The sequence below is a fragment of the Myxococcus llanfairpwllgwyngyllgogerychwyrndrobwllllantysiliogogogochensis genome (assembly GCF_006636215.1).
GTDB classification, from domain to species: Bacteria; Myxococcota; Myxococcia; order Myxococcales; family Myxococcaceae; genus Myxococcus; species Myxococcus llanfairpwllgwyngyllgogerychwyrndrobwllllantysiliogogogochensis.
In genome coordinates, this window is record NZ_VIFM01000639.1 from 1 (window position 1) to 574 (window position 574).

Below are 574 nucleotides of genomic sequence, written 5' to 3' on the forward strand. Positions count from 1 at the left end.
TGTGTAGCCCTGGTCGTAAGGTCCATGATGACTTGACGTCATCCCCACCTTCCTCCAGTTTATCACTGGCAGTCTCCTTTGAGTTCCCGGCCTAACCGCTGGCAACAAAGGATAAGGGTTGCGCTCGTTGCGGGACTTAACCCAACATTTCACAACACGAGCTGACGACAGCCATGCAGCACCTGTCTCACAGTTCCCGAAGGCACCAATCCATCTCTGGAAAGTTCTGTGGATGTCAAGACCAGGTAAGGTTCTTCGCGTTGCATCGAATTAAACCACATGCTCCACCGCTTGTGCGGGCCCCCGTCAATTCATTTGAGTTTTAACCTTGCGGCCGTACTCCCCAGGCGGTCGATTTAACGCGTTAGCTCCGGAAGCCACGCCTCAAGGGCACAACCTCCAAATCGACATCGTTTACGGCGTGGACTACCAGGGTATCTAATCCTGTTTGCTCCCCACGCTTTCGCACCTGAGCGTCAGTCTTTGTCCAGGGGGCCGCCTTCGCCACCGGTATTCCTCCAGATCTCTACGCATTTCACCGCTACACCTGGAATTCTACCCCCCTCTACAAGAC

The 574-nt window shown here is 54.4% G+C and carries 1 rRNA gene; it reads right to left on the reverse strand.

Features of this window, described 5'->3' with window-relative positions:
* Positions 1 to 574: ribosomal RNA gene (locus tag FJV41_RS49770) — 16S ribosomal RNA — on the reverse strand; the annotation flags it as partial.